This window comes from Flavobacterium macacae, from assembly GCF_003865365.1.
Classification (GTDB): domain Bacteria; phylum Bacteroidota; class Bacteroidia; order Flavobacteriales; family Flavobacteriaceae; genus Flavobacterium; species Flavobacterium macacae.
The window spans coordinates 70732-88703 of sequence record NZ_RQVR01000001.1 but is presented as its reverse complement, the minus strand read 5'-3'; the positions used below and the strand labels follow the sequence as shown (position 1 = coordinate 88703).

The window sequence follows — 17972 nt, the reverse complement described above, 5'->3', positions numbered from 1 at the left end:
ATCAAATATTTTGCTATAATTTCATTTACAATCTGTTAGTTGAGAATTGGCAAATAAAAAATAAGGCCCTGAAATTAATCAGAGCCTTATTAAATAACACTTATGCTTTTACAAATTTCATCTGTTTTGTTCCTGAATCGGTGAAAATCTTGATGTAATTTATTCCTGTGGGCAAAGCCGAAACATCCCAAGAAATTTCGCTTTTAGATTCCATAATAATTTGTCCCAAAGAGTTGTAAAAAATAGCTTTTTCAATCGAAATGCTTTCAGGCAATTGCAAGTTCAAGGTGTTTGAAGCCGGATTTGGATATAAATTAATTCCTTCGATTAAAACAAAGTCATCGTTGCCCAATGTCGCCGAGCTGTTTTTTGAAATAATATCATTATTCGGATTAAAAATAACTCCAGTAATTGCGAACGGTACCGTCTTAAAAATAACTTGATTGTTTGCTGTATTGTCTAAAACCAAATCCAAGCTTTGTCCGCCAGCACCAGTAACTCTTACAGGAACGGGCATTTCAAAAAAGTTAACTGATGAATGTGATTGCGTTTGATTTACCAAGAATCTCACCTGACCCGCTGTCCAATTTTGAGCTGTAATTGTGTATGTTGGATAACCTTGTTTAAAAACCCAGTCATTAAAAAACTCATCTAAGTTCATTCCAGAAGCTGTTGCCAAATGTGTTTTTAGATTTTCGGTAATTGCATAGCCATAGGCAAGATTAGGATCAGCCAAATAATTTTTAAGACCTTGAAAAAAAGCAACATCACCTATCTTAAATCGAAGCATGTGCGCCACCATCGCGCCTTTATTGTAAGACAACCTGCTGCTAAAAATTCTTCCAACATTTTCGGTTTCGGCATCAGTTAAGTAAACCGCGCCACCAGCTTGTGAAGTAATATTATTGACCAAGCTTCCTTTCCAAGTGCTAAAACTAGAATCGCCATCAAGATTTTCAACAACCAATCCTGATAAATAAGTAGCAAAACCTTCATTCAGCCAAATATCTTTCCAAGTGCCACAAGTAATTTTGTTTCCAAACCATTGATGAGCCAATTCGTGAGCGATTAGATTTCTGTCAAAACCTCCCATAAAAGAAACGGTTGAATGTTCCATTCCACCGCCAAGAGCACATTGCGCATGACCATATTTTTCGCTTGAAAAGGGATACGTTTCAAATAAATTTTCAAATAAATTCATAATAGGCAAAGTCACGGCCAAGCTATTTTGAACTGACGCTTGCGTTTCGGGATAGATATAATTGACTATCGGAAACGTATTCGGCGCAGTTCCGGCTTGTTGTGTGAAAACAACATAATTTGTCGCAGCGATGGCAATTAAATATGCAGGAATCGGGTAATTGTGTCTGAAATGTGTAGTTTTTGTACCGTTAGAATTGTTTACAAGTCCCAATTGAATTCCATTGGCGACACTAACATATTGAGAAGGTGCAGTTATGTAAAAATCAACTTTGTCCACTTTATCATTCAAATCTTGTTTGCAAGGCCACCAATCTCGAGCGCCATAAGGTTCTGATAAAGTATAAAGTCCCGAAACTCCTGCGTGAGTGTAAGTTGTAAAAGCATTTTCTCCATTGGATGGAACTCCCGAATAATTGATAGAAAGTGAATCTAAAACCATCGCATTTTGGGTGGAACCAAGATTTATGACCAATTCATCATTGTTATTTTGAGCAAAGCTCAAAGGATTTCCGTGTCGTGTGACCGAACTTACAGTTAATTCATTTGTCAAATCAAAAGTTATGGTGTTCAGATTTTGTGTGGCTACATAATGCGTTGTTACTTTTCCTGAGATGAAATAATTTGCAGGATTTATCGAAAATTCCAATCGATGGTATTTGATATCGTAATTCGAAGTATTTGAATTTACTGCAAAATTGACCAAATTTGAAGAGGAATTCATTTCCGATTCGGCAATTCTTTTGTTTGCAGAACTGTGGTCTTGAGAAAAACCAAAAAACACCGAGAATAATGCAACTAATAACGAAAAACTTTTCATTTTAAAAATAAATTTTTCAAATGTAGTTAATAATACAATATACGAAGTGTTAATTTCTTAGGTTTCAGCTTGCTTTAAAACTTTACAATATAGTTATTTCGCAACGTTGCAACTGTCCGGCTTTTTTCACTAAATTTGCTTCCTTATAAAAACCAAGTATAATGTTACAGATAGCGTTTATCCGAGAAAATCAGGAAAAAGTCCTTAGAGCTTTGGCAAAAAGAAATATGGATGCCAAATCTATTGTTGAACTAGCGGTGCAACTCGATGAAAAGAGAAGAACAACACAAGCTGAAATGGACGGTATTTTATCGGAATCGAACAAACTATCCAAAGATATTGGCGAGTTGATGAAGTCTGGAGAAAAATCAAAAGCCGAAATCTTGAAGCAAAAAAATGTTTTGTTGAAAGAAAAAAGCAAAGATTTATCAGAGAAATTAGACGTTTTTACGAATGAATTGACTGAACAGCTTTATCTTTTGCCAAACCTTCCAGCCGATTTAGTTCTGGAAGGAAAAACCCCAGAAGACAATTTGACGACGTTGCAAGAAGGAGAAATTCCGGTTTTGCACGAAGGTGCTTTGCCTCACTGGGAATTGGTAAAAAAATACGACATCATCGATTTCGAATTAGGAAATAAAATCACAGGTGCTGGTTTCCCGGTTTACAAAGGAAAAGGAGCAAAATTGCAACGTGCCCTGATCACCTATTTCTTAGATAAAAATACCGATGCAGGTTACCAGGAATACCAAGTACCACATTTGGTAAATGAAGCTTCGGCTTACGGAACGGGACAATTGCCAGACAAAGAAGGGCAGATGTACCACGACAAAACCGATGATTTGTATTTGATTCCAACGGCGGAAGTTCCGGTTACGAATTTATTCAGGGACGTCATTTTAAACGAAAATGAAATGCCGGTTTTGGCAACAGCGTACACGCCTTGTTTCCGTAGAGAAGCAGGTTCTTATGGAGCGCACGTTCGCGGTTTGAACCGTCTGCACCAATTTGACAAGGTAGAAATCGTGCGGGTAGAACATCCTGATAAGTCATACGAAGCGTTGGAAGGAATGGTTGAGCACGTTCGCGATATCTTAAACGAATTGAAATTGCCATACAGAATCTTGCGACTTTGTGGTGGAGATATGGGATTTGCTTCTGCAATGACCTACGATTTCGAAGTGTTTTCAACAGCGCAAGACCGTTGGCTGGAAATCAGTTCGGTTTCTAATTTTGAAACGTTCCAAGCAAATAGATTAAAATTGCGTTTCAAAGACAAAGACGGAAAAAACCAATTGGCGCATACCTTAAACGGAAGTTCATTGGCGTTGCCACGTGTTTTGGCGGGAATTTTAGAAAACTACCAAACGCCAGAAGGAATTGTAATTCCTGAGGTTTTGAGAAAATATACGGGTTTCGATATTATAAATTAATCTCAGATATAAAATAAATGCCCTTGCCGATTTTGTGTGGTTCGAAAACGCCATATAAAAAGACAAGGGCATTTGATAATTTATATTTCATTGGTTATTAATACCTTTTAGGTTGAAAAAGTATTATATTTAGTATCGCTTTGATTACATTAAAATGAAAAAAATCCTTCTCATCATATACTTATTTTTCTCCCTAATTGCTTTTTCTCAAAATGAGCAATTGGCGCAGAATTATTTTGAAAAAGGAGAATTTGAAAAAGCGATTATCAGTTATGAAGAGTTGCTGAAAAACCAACCTTCGAATAGTTTTTATTTCCAAAAATTAATAGAATCCAATCAGCAATTGCAAAGGTATGATGTGGCTGAAAAGCTGATTCAAGATCGCCTTGATAAATACCGCCAACCCTCAATTTTAGTGGAATTAGGTTATAATTTTCAATTAAAGAAAGACGCTTCCAGGTCAAAGAAATATTACGACCAGGCGGTTGAAAAAATTAAAGAAAACCCTTCAAATGTGTATGCGATTGCAAGTGCTTTTGAGAAAAAAGTGCTGTTAGAGTATGCTTTGCAATCGTATAAATTAGCAGTAAGCATCGAACCAAAAATGAACTTTAATTATCAAATGGCGGTTTTGTATGGCCAATCGGGGAAAACAGATTTGATGATTGAAACCTTTTTAGACGAATCTTTTTCTAATCCAAACAGCACGATTATGATTCAAAATCAGCTGTCGCGTTTTATGGGCGAAGACGTCGAAGGATCATTTAATGCGTCTTTGCGAAAATCACTTTTATTGAGAGCGCAAAAGAATCAAGATCTTTTTTGGAACCAATTTTTAAGCTGGTTTTTTGTCCAGCAGAAAGAATATTCAAAAGCGTTTATTCAAGAAAAAGCAATTTACAGAAGAGATCCTGATTCGTTTTCAAATATCGTGAATTTGGCGCAATTGGCTTTGGAGGAAAATGAGGAAGAAACCGCCCAAGAGATTTTTGGGTTTGTTTTAGAAAATACGCGAGACCAAGATCTGCAGATTTTGGCCAATTATTATTTAATGGAAGCCAAAATCAAAAAAGCGCCTGAGAAAAATTATCCGGCGATAAAATCAGAATTGGATTTATTGGTAAAAAAATTCGGAATCACGCCGTATAGCTTGCAATTGCAAATTCTTCAAGCGCATTACACGACGTTCAATATGAAAAATCCTGAAGAAGGAAAAGCCATTTTGAAACGAACTTTAGAGCTTCCGTTGAATAAATACCAAACGGCTGATGTCAAAATGGAACTGGCAGATATTCTTTTATACGAAGAAAAATTCAACCAAGCTTTGATCTATTATTCTCAAATCGAAGAAGATTTAAAAAACGATCCTGTTGGTCACGAAGCAAGTTTGAAAGCGGGGAAAACCAGTTATTTCAAAACGGATTTTGAGTGGGCTTTGAAACAATTTAAAGAACTCAAATCGGCTTCGACACAATTGATTGCCAATGACGCATTGGAATTATTTTTGCTGATAAATGACAATACGGTGGCCGATTCGACCCAAGTTGGCCTGAAGAAATTTGCCCGTGGCGATTATCTTCTATACCAAAATAAAAATAAGGAAGCTTTAGAGCAATTTCAAAGTATTTTAAAAGAATACAAAGGACAAGAAATTGAAGACGAAACGCTGTTGCGAATTGGTCAAACCTATCAAAAAATGGGCGATTTTACTTCGGCTTTAGCCAATTTTCAAAGCATAATTGACAATCACAAAGACGGAATTTACATTGACGAAGCTTTATTTTTTTCCGCAGAAATTTATAGCGATTTAAAAGATACTGAGAAAGCAAAAGCATTGTATGAACAGATTTTGTTCAATCACGAAGACAGCATTTATTTCATTGACGCCAGAAAGAAATTCAGGCAATTGAGAGGCGATGCGAGTCTTTAGAGTTATGAATGAGGAGTTATAAGTTATGAATTTCATATTCGCTCAAAACATCGAATAATCTAAAAATCGAGCAATCGAAAAATTTAAAAATATATGATAATCTACAACGTAACCACAAATATCGACGATTCTGTTCACGACGAATGGATTCACTGGATGCAACACACGCACATTCCTGAAGTTTTGGCTACCGGAAAATTTACAAAAGCACATTTTGTAAAAGTTTTGGTAGAAGAAGAAATGGGCGGAAAAACCTATTCGGTTCAATTTCATACCGATTCTCACGATACTTTGCAAAAATATTACAAAGAAGATGCACCAAGACTTCGCGAGGATAGTTATAAATTATTCGGAGATAAAATGCTCTCATTCAGAACAGAATTAGAATTTATCTGCGAACACAAAGCAATTTAATTAGTCAATTGGGTTAATTAAAAATAAATAATGGTTTAGCGAGAAATCTTAAATCAAAAATCCTAAATCAAAAATTAAAATGGAAAAGGTAAAAGCCAAGAAACATCTAGGACAGCATTTTTTGAACGATGAAAGCATTGCAAAAGACATTGCCGACACTTTGAGCTTGAAAGGCTATGACAATATTTTAGAAATCGGTCCGGGAATGGGCGTTTTGACCAAGTATTTGTTGGAAAAACCGACCACAACTTATGTCATTGAAATCGACACCGAATCAGTGGATTATTTGAATGCAAATTATTCAAAGTTGCACGATCATATCATTTCTAAAGATTTTTTGAAATACGATATCAATGAAATTTTTGAAGGAAAGCAATTTGCCATCATCGGAAATTTCCCTTACAATATTTCAACGCAGATTGTTTTCAGAACGTTGGAAATGCGCAACCAGATTCCAGAATTTTCAGGAATGTTCCAAAAAGAAGTGGCTGAAAGAATCTGTGAAAAAAAAGGTACAAAGGCTTATGGAATCTTATCGGTCTTGGTCCAAGCCTTTTATGAAGCAGAATATTTGTTTACCGTTCACGAACACGTTTTTAATCCGCCTCCAAAAGTGAAATCAGGTGTTTTAAGATTGAGGCGAAAAGAAAACTTTACGCTTCCGTGCAGTGAGAAATTGTTTTTTACGGTTGTAAAAACAGGTTTCCAGCAACGAAGAAAAACGCTTCGCAACAGCTTAAAATCGATGAATCTATCGGATAGTTTGCGAGAAGATACTATCTTTGACCTCCGTCCAGAACAGTTGGATTACCAGCAATTTATAGAACTAACACAAAAAATAGAGGCCGATGCAGTTTAAAATCAGTAAGGAGCTTATTCTTGAAATCGAAGAATTAATCGAAAGCAAAAACGACAAGCAATTGGAAGTTTTGCTGAACGATATGCACCACGCTGATATTGCAGAAATCCTTGACGAACTTGATTTTAACGAGGCAACTTACATTTTCAAGGTTTTAGACAGTGAAAAAACCGCAGAAATTCTTCTGGAATTAGAAGATGACCTGCGTGAAAATATCTTGAGCAGGCTTTCCCCAAAAGAGATTGCCGAAGAGCTTGACGAGTTGGACACCGATGACGCGGCCGACATTATCGGGGAACTTTCTACTGAAATTAAAAACGAGGTAATCTCTGAATTGATTGACGTTGAACACGCCAAAGACATTGTCGATTTGTTGCGTTATGACGAAGATACTGCCGGAGGTTTGATGGGAAAGGAGCTCGTGAGCGTCAATGAAAACTGGAATGTTTTGACTTGCGTCAAAGAAATGCGAATCCAGGCCGAAAATATTTCCCGCGTACATTCCATTTATGTTGTCGATGATGAAAATCGCCTGAAAGGACGGCTTTCATTGAAAGATTTATTGACAACTTCCACAAAAACGCCCATCAGCGAAGTCTATATTCCAAAAGTAGATTACGTTCGCGTAGATACTGAAGACGTGGAAGTGGCCCGAATCATGCAAAAGTATGACTTGGAAGCCATTCCGGTGATCGATGAATTGGGGCGCTTGGTCGGAAGAATTACCATCGATGATATCGTTGACGTCATCAAAGATGAAGCCGACAAGGATTACCAGTTGGCAGCCGGTATCTCACAAGACGTTGAAGCCGATGATAGCATTTTAGAATTGACAAAAGCACGGCTTCCGTGGTTGGTTTTGGCGCTTTTGGGTGGCTTTATTTCTGTGAAAATGCTCGGGCTTTTTGAAGGCGCGATGGAAGAACACGGCGAACTTTTCTTTTTTACGCCCTTAATTGCCGCAATGGCCGGAAACGTGGGCGTGCAATCTTCTGCCATCATCGTGCAAGGTTTGGCAAACAACACCATCAGCGGATCGCTCTGGAATCGCTTGATCAAAGAAATTTCACTAAGCCTTTTAAACGGAGTGATTTTGGCGGTAATCTTATTTACGGGAAGCCACTTTTTGCTCAACGTCAACATTGAATTAGGCATCACAGTCACCGTTTCTTTAATTTCCGTAATTATTATTGCGTCCTTGATCGGAACATTTGTCCCGTTATTGCTCAACAAATTCGGCATTGATCCTGCCTTGGCAACTGGCCCGTTTATCACAACGAGTAATGACATTTGCGGAATTTTAATTTATTTCTCTATTGCCAAATTAATTCTCGGATTTTAATTTGGACATTACCCAAAAGGGCCACGCTTTGCGCTCAATCTTTTTAAATTCGTAAAGAAAGAATTTAAAGAGGATGCCGCTTCAATCGTTCATGCAAACCCTGTTTCAAACAATTGTTGCATAAAAAGATTATTGATAGGTTTCCAAGATCCAATTTTGTCTGGTAAATATTTACTGGAGTGCTTAAATTTTGGGTTTCCATTTTATTGAAATAGACCATCCCTATTTTTAAAATAAATCTGCAAATTCGCTCGCTTTTCGTTAAATTTGAAAAACAATTTCAAATATAGAAAATGAATCCAGCAACAATAAAAATCCTTCACATCGACAGCAATAATCCAATAATGATGGAGCAATTGCAGGAAGCCGGATTTACCAACCATGAAGATTTCAAATCATCAAAAGAAGCAATCGAAGAAAAAATCCACGACTATCACGGAATCATAATCAGAAGCCGATTCAATATCGACAGAACTTTTTTAGACAAAGGCAAAAACTTGCAGTTTATTGCCAGAGTCGGAGCCGGTTTGGAAAGCATCGACACCGATTATGCCAAAAGCAAGAACATCAAACTGATTGCGGCGCCAGAAGGAAACAGAAATGCCGTTGGCGAACATTCTCTTGGAATGCTGTTGTCGCTTTTTAATAAGTTAAACCAAGCCGATAAAGAAATTCGTGCCGGGCATTGGAACCGTGAAAAAAACCGCGGCCACGAACTGGACGGCAAAACCGTTGGAATCATTGGTTATGGAAATATGGGTAAATCGTTTGCCAAAAAATTGCGTGGTTTTGATGTGAAAGTTTTGTGTTATGATATCAAAAAAAATGTGGGCGATGACAATGCAAAGCAAGTTTCTTTAGAAGAATTACAGCAAAAATCAGATGTGTTGAGCCTTCATATCCCGTGGACATCGGAAACAGATAAACTGGTTGATACTAAATATATCAATGCTTTTTCAAAACCTTTTTGGTTGATAAATACCTCACGCGGAAAAAATGTAGTCACGGCAGATTTGGCCGAAGCCCTGAAGTCAGGTAAGATTTTAGGTGCCGGTCTAGATGTTTTAGAGTATGAAAAATTGTCGTTTGAAACCCTTTTTGAAGCAGATTCCATTCCTGACGCCTTTCAATATTTATTAGATTCTGAAAACGTGATTCTTTCCCCGCACATTGCGGGCTGGACTTTTGAAAGCCACGTGAAATTGTCTCAGGTCATTGTTCATAAAATCAAAGCCCATTATTTTGGAGAAATCCAGCTAGAGAAAGAAGAAAAAAGAGTAACCGGAATTGGCGGTTTTTTCTTCAAATCTGAAAATCCTTCGGAATTAAAAAATTGGTATAAAAAACACCTTAATTTGAATACGGACGATTATGGCTGTACCTTTTGGTGGAAAAATGAAAAAGGCGAAAGATGTTCCACGCAATGGTCGCCCTTTAAAGACGATACCAAGTATTTCGAACCTTCGGAAAAACAATTTATGCAGAATTTTAGAGTAGAAAATTTAGAAAAGCTGCTCGAAAAATTTAAAGAAGAAAAGGTGCAGGTAATTGGTGAGATGGAAAGTCACGACTATGGAAAATTCGCTTGGATACTGGATTTAGAAGGAAATAAAATTGAGCTTTGGGAACCGATTGACAGTGTTTTTGAATAAAGAAGCTGTAGATAACAAATAAATTTTAATTCAAAAGATGTTTTATTTATAATAAATTTAAATAAATTCTTTTATGTCTTATAATTTTTGTTAATTTTATCCCAACAAACCCAAAAACCATAATCATAAATGGAAATAATAAATCCTCAAAAAAACAATCCGATTCCCGTATTTAACGTGGATCCAATTTTAGTCTTAGTTTTCGGAATTCTTACCTGCGGTATTTACTTAATTTACTGGAACATTAAAGTGGCAGAAGTGATCAATGCTGTTGCAGACCGTGAAGTGATTTCACAGCCGATTGCCATTTTTTCTGGGTGCTGTATGCCGGTAAATTTGTATTTTTACTACTTGGCAGGAAGAGAAGGCTTGCCAAAAATTTATGAAAGAACTGGGGAACCAGGGAAAGACCAATCTACATTATTATTAATTTTAGGTTTCTTGTTTCCAATGGTTGCCGCAATGATTGTTCAAGGTGATATCAATAAATTATACAGATAATAAAAAATTGAAATTAAAAATTTTCGGAATTGCTGGCGCGCTATTGACTCTGGTAATTCCGTTTTTTTTGATGCTGCACAACGATCATGACCATCTTCAAACCGATCAGTCGCTGTGTCCGTTTAAAATGCTTACTGGATTTCCGTGCCCAGGTTGCGGCATCACAAAATCTTTGGTTTATTTATATGAAGGAGATGTAGCGAAAAGTTTCTCGTATCATCTTTTCGGGCCCTTTGCCTTTGTGTTTTGCATCGTAGTAGTAATAACGCTAACGGCAGAATTAATCTCCGGAAAAGAATATTTTAACTCCATTTTTTACAGCAAAAAAATAGCCTATTTTTTAGGAATCATTTTAGTTTCTTACCATCTCGGAAGGTTGGTTTACTTTGTAAAAGATCATACTTCTGAAGAAATAATAAAAGAATCGATCTGGAGATAAACCTAATTGAAATAAAAAACCCAAGACAGTCATCTTGGGTTTTTTATTTTATAATTTTTCACCTTTTTCAATCAGCTTTCGCTCTAATTCGGCTTGAAATTCTTCCATTACAGGCTTCATGGTGCTTTCGGGAATATCAGAGATTCTGATGTACATTAATCCGTCAACGGCATTGTTAAAGAGCGGATCGACGTTAAAAGCGACTACGCGCGCATTTTGCTTGATGTATTTTTTGATCAAAACGGGCAAACGCAGGCTGCCCGGTTCCAGTTCATCAATAATTTTATCAAATTTATTTAAATCCGCTTCGGCTTCATCAAAAATAAAATCTTTGTCGGCGTCTTTCAGTTTTACTTTAAACTCCTTCTTTGGATGCACGTATTGCGCAATGTAAGGGTCATAATAATGCGACTTCATAAATTCAATCATCAGCGATTTTGAAAAATCTGAAAATTGATTGCTGATGCTCACGCCACCGATTAAAAACTTATGTTCTGGATAACGCAAGGTTGTGTGCATGATTCCTTTCCACAGCAAAAATAAAGGCATCGGCTTTTGTTGAAAATCTTTAGTAATGAAAGCGCGTCCCATTTCAATTGATTTGTTCATCATGTCGTGCAATTCGGGCTCAAATCTAAAAAGTTCCTGAAGATAAAATCCGTCAATTCCGTATTTTGGATAAATTTCAGAACCCAATCCCATTCGGTACGCACCCGCAATTTGCTTGGTATCATCGTCCCACAAAAACATGTGGTGGTAATATTTGTCAAAACGGTCTAAGTCTAAAGACTCATTGGTTCCTTCGCCAACTTCCCTGAAAGTAATTTCACGAAGCCTTCCGATTTCGTGCAAAACATTCGGAATTTTATTCGCTTCCGTAAAGAAAACTTCATAGTTTTTGCTTTGCAGCAAGCGGCAATCCGTGTTTCTTAAAGCATCAACTTCTTTTACAATTTGATCGTGATTTGCAGGCATTGCAATTTCCTTCGGACTTCTTGAAATTTTTAAATTAGAAGTATCCAAAAGCTTGCTTTCCTTCTCAAAAGGATTGGCCAGCATATAGGTTTTTCTTCTTAAAAATTCAGAATATTCTTCAATTGATTCATGCTCATTCTGTTCATTTACAGAAATCGCTTTTCCAATCCTTACTTTTATAACGCGATCTTTTTGAGTCAATAATTCTGACGGAAGTTTCGCTGTTCTTAAAGTGTCATCCAATTTTGAAAGCAGGTAAAACAAACGGCTGTTTTTGGCGTGGAAATAAATGGGCACCACAGGAACTTTCGCTTTTTTAATGATTTTAATCGCGCCTTCTTCCCAAGGTTTGTCCACCACCAATTTGCCGTCTTTATAAGTAGAAACTTCTCCCGCAGGAAACATTCCCAATGGTTTTCCGTCGCTCAAATGACGAAGCGTTTCCTTGATTCCGATCACGCTTGATTTGGCATCCTTGTGTGTTTCAAAAGGATTCACCGGCATGATATAAGGTTTCATCGGGTCAATTCGGTGCAGTAAAAAATTGGCAATAATCTTAAAATTAGGCTCTCTGTCAAGCATTAATTTTAATAATAAAATGCCGTCAATTCCGCCAAGTGGATGGTTTGATATGGTAATGTAAGCGCCGTCTTTTGGCAATCGCTTTAAATCTTCCTCCGGAATTTCAAATTTTATCTGAAATTCGTCCAATATTGCATTCAGGAATTCCACATCTTTTAAATGTTTATTCCTGTCGTAGATTTTATTTAAGGTAGAAATTTTGAGTATTTTCATAAGCAACCAGCCAGAAAACGTTCCCAAAACCCCATATTTGTCAGTGTTTATTGCTTTTGCAACTTCCTTAGCGGTGACTAGACCCATTTACATTTTTTGTTTTCGTGCGTAAAAAAACAAAGATAGCAAAATTGATTTAACAGACTGATTTTTTTGCACCCACTATCAAAGAGATTTTAATTAATGGTTAATCTTTTTTTACTTACTTTTGAAAAATCCAAAATTGGAATCACAATGAGAATCATCTCCTATAATGTCAACGGAATCCGGGCGGCAATCGCCAAAGGTTTCCTTAAATGGCTTGAACAGGCCAGTCCAGACATCATTTGTCTTCAAGAAATAAAAGCAACTCCAGAACAAATTCCGCTGGACGAATTTGAAAAAGCAGGTTATCCTTATAATTATTGGTTTCCGGCACAAAAAAAAGGATATAGCGGCGTAGCCGTTTTGTGTAAAACAAAACCAAACAATGTAGTTTTTGGTACGGGAATTGAGCATATGGATTTTGAAGGACGAAACCTTCGTGTGGATTATGACGATTTTTCAGTGATGAGCTTGTACCTGCCTTCCGGCACCAATATTTTGAGATTAGACCACAAATTTATGTTTATGGACGACTTCCAAAATTACATTACCGAACTGAAAAAAGAGATCCCAAATCTTTTGATCTGTGGCGATTACAACATCTGCCATGAAGCAATTGACATTCACGATCCGGTGAGAAATGCAAAGGTTTCCGGATTTTTGCCTCAAGAAAGAAGCTGGCTGGATCTTTTTATGAAAAACGGATTCGTCGATTCTTTCCGTCATTTTAACAAAGATCCGCACCATTACACTTGGTGGAGTTACCGCGCTGGTGCCAGAGGAAACAATAAAGGCTGGCGAATTGATTACATTTTGGCCAGCAAAACAATTGAGAACAGGTTAACGCGTTCGGTGATTTTGCCAGACGCCAAACATTCAGACCATTGTCCGGTTTTGGTAGAAATTGAGTAAGATTTTCCGAAGCTATTTCCAGCATTTCAGTACAATCTTTTCTGCAAATTCCTTTTTTTGCACGAATAAAAAAGAGCTTCCGCTGGTCGCTTTTTTTCTGCATGAAAAAATAGTCATCTGCAAAAAGGATTTCCCTTTCAATCTGGGCTATTCCATTTTGAAATAAATAAAATTTAGAATTAATGAAAAAAAAGTTTCTTAAAGTAGCCGTAACAGGTTTTGCTTTATTTTCAATACTAATGGTTATGCAAGCTTGTACAGTAGCGAGTTCAGCGGTTAGTTCTCAACTTACCTTCAGTCCATTTTCTGAAACCGGATTGATTGTCGGAAGCGTTTCTTTTCCAGAGACAAAGCCTACATCAAATATGTATTTTCCACTTATCAAATCGTTAGATTCTGATGAAAAAGTGGCAAAAAAGAATTCGGGAGAATTCATAATTAGTCCGGAACAAATTGTGCGATTGAAACATAAAGGGCAACTTGAAGATGGTAAAACATATCTTTTTGCAATTCCAAGAAAACCAGGGCACTATGATTTGTCTCATGTCAGATATGCAAATATGGGATTTGCAGGCAATTCGAGAACTAGTTTGTCTGGAGGATTTTCAATCCCATTTGAAGTAAAAAAAGGAGAAATCGTTTATATTGGAGATTTATTTATTGATGAATATGCCTCAAAAACCGATACGATGATTTACTTAAAAGATAATTTTGAAAGAGATATTCAAGGTTTAAAGGTTTTGAAACCAGCTTTTGACTGGCCAAATGCTAAAAAAGGACCAATTAAAATTATTTACAAGTAGAAATTAAAAAAACTAAATTACACATATATTAAACTTAAATTATGATTAAAAAAGTTTCCCTCGGCTTATTGGCGTTGGCCCTGACAACATCCTGCGTTTCATCAAAAGTGTACAAAGAATTAGAAAGCAAATATGCCAACTTAAAAAAAGAAAACAGAAGCCTGTCTGATGAAAATGGCGACTTGGCACAAGCCAAAAACCAATTAGATTTAGAATCAAAAGATTTAAAATCACAATTGGATAAATTGAAAGCCGAAAGAGATAAATTGGCAGCTGATTACGCGGCAGCATCGGGCAAGTTGAATACGCTAAAGTCTTCTTATTCAGCATTAGAAAAAAATAGTGATGACGCTTTAGATACCAATATGAAAAAGAACCGCGAACTTTTGGCACAATTAGAAGCCAAAGAAAAAGCATTGGCGGCTGAACAAGAAAGATTGAACAAGCTGCAAACAGAATTAAAAAGCCGTTCAGCACGCGTGGATGAGCTGGAAGGAATGATCGCAGCCAAAGAAGAAAGCATGCGAAAGCTGAAAGAAACACTTTCAAAAGCACTGAACAGCTTTGAAGGAAAAGGTCTTACGGTAGAGCAAAAAAATGGAAAAGTATATGTCTCGATGGAAAATAAATTGCTTTTTGGTTCGGGTTCTTGGGCTGTTGGAACCGAAGGAAAACGTGCCGTTGTGGAAGTTGGAAAAGTTCTGGGCGTGAATCCAGACATCTCTGTTTTAATAGAAGGCCATACTGATAACGTGCCTTACGGCGGAACGGGCCAAATCGTTGATAACTGGGATTTATCTACAAAACGTGCGACTGCAATTGTAAATATCATCGCTGAAAATAAAGCTGTTGACAAAAAGAATTTGACGGCAGCGGGCCGTGGAGAATTTGCTCCCTTGGCACCAAACACAACCGCTGAAGGAAAAGCAAAAAACAGAAGAATCGAGATTATCTTGACTCCGAAGTTGGATGAAATTTCTAAAATGTTGAATGACTTGTAAGAATAAGTACTGAAGAAATTAGATGCAAAGCGTTACGTTTCTTGGATTATAAAAAGAAAAAGGCTCGTGATAGTTACTATCACGAGCCTTTTTTAATTAATAACAAACCCTTATTTATTAGTTGTAAGCATCTCAGTACATTGAAAGCTTAAAACTGTATTTCAGTAACTTATCGAATGCTTAATTTGGACGTAAATTTATTTCCAGCAACATCCTGCAACCGCACCAAATACATTCCGGTTTCAAGAAAGCTGGTGTCAATAGTATGTTCTGAAGTATTTTCTAAAGGCATTTCCATCACCAATTTTCCAGATAAATCAATAACTGAAAGGTGGTTTAAAATTGCACCATTCTTATTTGAAATTACAATTCGTTCGTCGGCAGGATTTGGAGCCATTAAAAAGCCGTTGTGCGCAAAGCTGTCTCTATTTAAAGACGTATCGATTATTTTGTAAACCGTTCCTCCAGAAGAAGCGATGTACAATTCACCATTAAAATCTTCTCCAAAAGTGGTGAAATTATTGTTTCCTGTAAAGTTTGGCGTGTAGGTAATTACGCCAGCAGAATTGACGGTTCCAATTCGATTTCTACAATAATCCGCAAAGAAATATTTGTTGGCAAAATTGGGATACATACTTCCCGTGTATGCATAACCGCCCGTGATGGAACATCCGTCAGCATGCGAATATTGCGCAAAAGGAAAAGTCATCGTGCTCATTCCAGGACATCCGGTGTTGTTGTAAACGCTGTTTCCTTCATAACATCTCCAGCCATAATTTAAGCCCGCCGTCGTTGGCAAAACTTTATTGATTTCTTCTACTTGACTTTGACCTACGTCGGCAATCCACAAATCGCCATTGGTTCTGTTGAAAGAAAATTTCCACGGATTTCGAAGTCCAATTGCCCAAATTTCATCCGCGCCAGTAGTTGCTCCTGCATAAGGATTTCCGGCAGGAATTCCATAAGTTGTCCCCGAATTCACATCAATTCGAAGCATTTTACCTAACAAATCATTGAGGTTTTGAGAACGAGCACCGCCATCGCCACCATCACCCATTCCGATATATAAAAAACCGTCAGGACCAAATTTCATTGTACCTCCATTGTGGTTGGTTGTAGAAGGTTGGTCGATCGTCAAGACAATTTGCGCGCTGGACGCATTGGCAACACTGGCGTCGCCAGAAACCGTATATCTTGCAATTACCGTATCGCCCGAAGGATTGATATAATTGACAAAGAAAAAGCCATTTGTGCTGTAATTTGGATGAAAAGCAAGTCCTAATAATCCTTGTTCACCAGAGTTTTGTACCAAAGTAGAAATATTCAAAAAGGCAGTGGCATTGGTCACGCCATTAGAATTTAAAATCTTGATGATTCCGTTTTGTTGCACAACGAATAAGCGAGAATCTCCTGCATTCACAACTTCTGTCGGACTTGTAAATCCGGTGGCAAAAGACTGAATGCCGATCGTCTGCGAAAGCATGCTATTTACTGTAAATAAAAATGCTACTAGTAAAATTCTTTTCATAAATGATTGGTTTTGTTGTTTCAGTAAATTTAACTAAATACTTTTAAACCTACTCATAATGAAATATTTATATGTTTTAAAAATTTCTTAAATAATTAATTTTTTGTGATTTTATAAAGGATTTCCTTCTAAACCCGCTTCAATTTTTTCTTCCACTAATTCGTTGTCTTCTTGATCGGCTTGCATTTTATCTTCGTCGTCTTTATGCGAAAGCACAAGGCAAATGCTGATCGGAAAATGGTCTGAATCAATATGTTTTTCAACTTTCATATCGACTAACCTAAAGTGACTGCTCACAAAATAATGATCCAAAGGCCAGCGAAGCAACGGATATTTCGCGTGAAAAGTGCTGTACATTCCTCGGCCACGGCGCGGATCTAAAAGCTCGCTGGTCTTCAAGAATAATTTTGTGGTGTAACTCCAAGCCACATCATTCAAATCGCCAATGACCACACACGGTCCTTCATGTTCTTTTGCCATTTTGCCGATCAAAAGAATTTCTGCGTCACGATCTGTGCTGTGTTCGTTTTCTTGCGGAACAGGCGGAGTTGGATGCAACCCGAAAACTCGAATGGTTTGATTGTAAAATTCGAGATCGGCAATTATCGACGGAATTTCCTCATCAATCAGATAATTTATTTCGTAGTTTTTAATTGGCAAACGGCTGTAAAACAAAAGTCCGTAGGTATTCTCAAGCGGAATTTCAATAAAATGAGGATAGTCTTCGCGTAATTCTTGCACGGCTTCCAACCATTTTTTATCGGTTTCTACTAAAAAAACTACATCTGGATTTCGCTTTTTGACCAAATCAAGCAATTTTTGGTATTTGTCATTGTATTGATAAATATTAGCAACCAGCAGATTTATTTTTTTCTGGCCTTTTCCGGAAACCCGGTCAATCATCTTTTTTCCTAAAAAGGTAAACGGCAAAATCAAATATAAAAGGTAGAAAAAAGCAACAGACAAAAATATCATAATGGTCAAATCAAGCCAAAATTTGCTTTCGCGGAAAAAAGCAAACCAGCAGACAGAAAGGATTCCAATAATCGTAAATTTCTGCAATCTCGGATAATCGAAAACCCGGAAAGCCCAAAAATCCTTTTTGATAAAAGGAAGTAAAACCGAAAGTATGGCGATAAAAGAAAAAACGTAAAGTAGTATTTTGAGCGCTTGCATTGTTTGAGTTTGGTAACTAAAGATACTATTTTAAAAAAGACGGAAGAAAAATTAATATTTTTTTCACAAATCGAATATGATTAATATCAATTTGTAAAATCCTACCAC

14 protein-coding genes and 1 pseudogene are annotated in these 17972 nt (G+C 37.0%); 11 read left to right on the top strand and 4 right to left on the bottom strand.

The features are described 5' to 3' along the window. Positions 1 to 100: 100 nt before the first annotated feature. Positions 101 to 2020: a M1 family aminopeptidase gene (locus tag EG849_RS00380; protein ID WP_125011105.1), complete on the bottom strand. Its 1920-nt coding sequence runs from the start codon at positions 2018 to 2020 to the stop codon at positions 101 to 103. A 161-nt stretch (positions 2021 to 2181) separates the two neighbouring features. Here EG849_RS00380 and serS point away from each other — a divergent pair, with 161 nt between their 5' ends. From serS to EG849_RS00340, 8 genes and pseudogenes are all read left to right on the top strand, one after another. Further along, positions 2182 to 3453, top strand: a complete 1272-nt coding sequence (gene serS / locus EG849_RS00375) for a serine--tRNA ligase (RefSeq protein WP_125011104.1) — start codon at positions 2182 to 2184, stop codon at positions 3451 to 3453. Positions 3454 to 3607: 154 nt separating this feature from the next. Further along, the gene (locus EG849_RS00370; RefSeq protein ID WP_125011103.1) at positions 3608 to 5383 is read left to right on the top strand and encodes a tetratricopeptide repeat protein; all 1776 of its coding nucleotides are present in this window, start codon (positions 3608 to 3610) and stop codon (positions 5381 to 5383) included. A gap of 93 nt (positions 5384 to 5476) precedes the next feature. Then, a complete protein-coding gene (locus EG849_RS00365; RefSeq protein ID WP_125011102.1) occupies positions 5477 to 5797 on the top strand; it encodes a DUF4286 family protein in 321 nt (106 codons plus the stop codon). A 79-nt stretch (positions 5798 to 5876) separates the two neighbouring features. Continuing rightward, positions 5877 to 6656, top strand: a complete 780-nt coding sequence (rsmA, locus tag EG849_RS00360; RefSeq protein WP_125011101.1) for a 16S rRNA (adenine(1518)-N(6)/adenine(1519)-N(6))-dimethyltransferase RsmA — start codon at positions 5877 to 5879, stop codon at positions 6654 to 6656. Further along, a complete protein-coding gene (mgtE, locus tag EG849_RS00355; RefSeq protein WP_125011100.1) occupies positions 6646 to 7998 on the top strand; it encodes a magnesium transporter in 1353 nt (450 codons plus the stop codon). Before rsmA ends, mgtE begins: the two co-directional genes overlap by 11 nt. Before the next feature lie 293 nt (positions 7999 to 8291). Then, positions 8292 to 9239 (top strand): annotated as a pseudogene (locus EG849_RS00350) (2-hydroxyacid dehydrogenase); the annotation flags it as partial. A 540-nt stretch (positions 9240 to 9779) separates the two neighbouring features. After that, positions 9780 to 10151: a DUF4234 domain-containing protein gene (locus tag EG849_RS00345; protein WP_125011098.1), complete on the top strand. Its 372-nt coding sequence runs from the start codon at positions 9780 to 9782 to the stop codon at positions 10149 to 10151. 7 nt (positions 10152 to 10158) lie between these two features. Next, positions 10159 to 10590: a DUF2752 domain-containing protein gene (locus EG849_RS00340; protein WP_233581721.1), complete on the top strand. Its 432-nt coding sequence runs from the start codon at positions 10159 to 10161 to the stop codon at positions 10588 to 10590. Positions 10591 to 10638: 48 nt separating this feature from the next. On the opposite strand, the gene EG849_RS00335 is transcribed toward EG849_RS00340, so the two are convergent. Next, positions 10639 to 12447, bottom strand: a complete 1809-nt coding sequence (locus tag EG849_RS00335; RefSeq protein ID WP_125011096.1) for a GNAT family N-acyltransferase — start codon at positions 12445 to 12447, stop codon at positions 10639 to 10641. Between the two features lie 147 nt (positions 12448 to 12594). Here EG849_RS00335 and EG849_RS00330 point away from each other — a divergent pair, with 147 nt between their 5' ends. The 3 genes from EG849_RS00330 (at position 12595) to EG849_RS00320 (ending at position 15160) form a co-directional block, all read left to right on the top strand. Beyond that, positions 12595 to 13356, top strand: a complete 762-nt coding sequence (locus EG849_RS00330) for an exodeoxyribonuclease III (RefSeq protein ID WP_125011095.1) — start codon at positions 12595 to 12597, stop codon at positions 13354 to 13356. A gap of 182 nt (positions 13357 to 13538) precedes the next feature. Next, positions 13539 to 14159 carry a hypothetical protein gene (locus tag EG849_RS00325; RefSeq protein WP_125011094.1) on the top strand — a complete coding sequence of 207 codons (621 nt, stop codon included), beginning with the start codon at positions 13539 to 13541 and terminating at the stop codon, positions 14157 to 14159. A gap of 41 nt (positions 14160 to 14200) precedes the next feature. Next, the gene (locus EG849_RS00320; protein WP_125011093.1) at positions 14201 to 15160 is read left to right on the top strand and encodes an OmpA family protein; all 960 of its coding nucleotides are present in this window, start codon (positions 14201 to 14203) and stop codon (positions 15158 to 15160) included. A 169-nt stretch (positions 15161 to 15329) separates the two neighbouring features. Here the strand turns inward: EG849_RS00320 and EG849_RS00315 are convergent, their stop codons facing one another. Further along, positions 15330 to 16688 (bottom strand): PQQ-dependent sugar dehydrogenase, encoded by a 1359-nt coding sequence (locus tag EG849_RS00315; RefSeq protein WP_125011092.1) that lies wholly within the window; start codon positions 16686 to 16688, stop codon positions 15330 to 15332. A gap of 111 nt (positions 16689 to 16799) precedes the next feature. After that, positions 16800 to 17864, bottom strand: a complete 1065-nt coding sequence (locus tag EG849_RS00310; RefSeq protein ID WP_125011091.1) for an endonuclease/exonuclease/phosphatase family protein — start codon at positions 17862 to 17864, stop codon at positions 16800 to 16802. Between the last annotated feature and the right edge of the window lie 108 nt (positions 17865 to 17972).

What these genes read in the sequence shown, in the direction of transcription:
- EG849_RS00345 (WP_125011098.1), top strand. Translation starts at nt 9,780, where the DNA reads ATGGAAATAATAAATCCTCAAAAAAACAATCCGATTCCCGTATTTAAC.
- EG849_RS00315 (WP_125011092.1), bottom strand. Translation starts at nt 16,688, where the DNA reads ATGAAAAGAATTTTACTAGTAGCATTTTTATTTACAGTAAATAGCATG.
- serS (WP_125011104.1), top strand. Translation starts at nt 2,182, where the DNA reads ATGTTACAGATAGCGTTTATCCGAGAAAATCAGGAAAAAGTCCTTAGA.
- EG849_RS00365 (WP_125011102.1), top strand. Translation starts at nt 5,477, where the DNA reads ATGATAATCTACAACGTAACCACAAATATCGACGATTCTGTTCACGAC.
- EG849_RS00335 (WP_125011096.1), bottom strand. Translation starts at nt 12,447, where the DNA reads ATGGGTCTAGTCACCGCTAAGGAAGTTGCAAAAGCAATAAACACTGAC.
- EG849_RS00320 (WP_125011093.1), top strand. Translation starts at nt 14,201, where the DNA reads ATGATTAAAAAAGTTTCCCTCGGCTTATTGGCGTTGGCCCTGACAACA.
- EG849_RS00370 (WP_125011103.1), top strand. Translation starts at nt 3,608, where the DNA reads ATGAAAAAAATCCTTCTCATCATATACTTATTTTTCTCCCTAATTGCT.
- EG849_RS00310 (WP_125011091.1), bottom strand. Translation starts at nt 17,864, where the DNA reads ATGCAAGCGCTCAAAATACTACTTTACGTTTTTTCTTTTATCGCCATA.
- EG849_RS00380 (WP_125011105.1), bottom strand. Translation starts at nt 2,020, where the DNA reads ATGAAAAGTTTTTCGTTATTAGTTGCATTATTCTCGGTGTTTTTTGGT.
- mgtE (WP_125011100.1), top strand. Translation starts at nt 6,646, where the DNA reads ATGCAGTTTAAAATCAGTAAGGAGCTTATTCTTGAAATCGAAGAATTA.
- EG849_RS00325 (WP_125011094.1), top strand. Translation starts at nt 13,539, where the DNA reads ATGAAAAAAAAGTTTCTTAAAGTAGCCGTAACAGGTTTTGCTTTATTT.
- EG849_RS00330 (WP_125011095.1), top strand. Translation starts at nt 12,595, where the DNA reads ATGAGAATCATCTCCTATAATGTCAACGGAATCCGGGCGGCAATCGCC.
- rsmA (WP_125011101.1), top strand. Translation starts at nt 5,877, where the DNA reads ATGGAAAAGGTAAAAGCCAAGAAACATCTAGGACAGCATTTTTTGAAC.